A 268-nucleotide genomic window follows, 5' to 3' on the forward strand; every position below is an offset into this window, starting at 1 on the left:
GATGCGCGTCGCCTGGTACATATTTTCAATACGGAATCTTGCTGGCTGATTTCCGTCGACGGCACTGAGGACAAAGCCTCGCGTTGGAAGGTGCTGGAAGAGGTCCTAAGCGCAAAGCGCCAGAAGAACGACCGGATGCCGATCTTCCTTTTCGGGGACGACACGACAGCGGAGGATGTTCCGGCCACCGTGTTGCGCCACGCTAACGCCTTCATGCGGCTATTCGAGGATTCGGCAGAGTTCATGGCGCGGGCCATCGTGCAGGCTG

At 58.6% G+C, this 268-nt stretch carries 1 protein-coding gene; it reads left to right on the forward strand.

Annotated elements, in window-relative coordinates:
• Nucleotides 1-268 (forward strand): Orn/Lys/Arg decarboxylase N-terminal domain-containing protein (locus AF337_RS18080; RefSeq protein ID WP_280138856.1); only part of this gene is annotated, 268 nt, incomplete at both ends.

Source organism: Rhizobium ecuadorense, from assembly GCF_001187535.1.
Lineage (GTDB): Bacteria > Pseudomonadota > Alphaproteobacteria > Rhizobiales > Rhizobiaceae > Rhizobium > Rhizobium ecuadorense.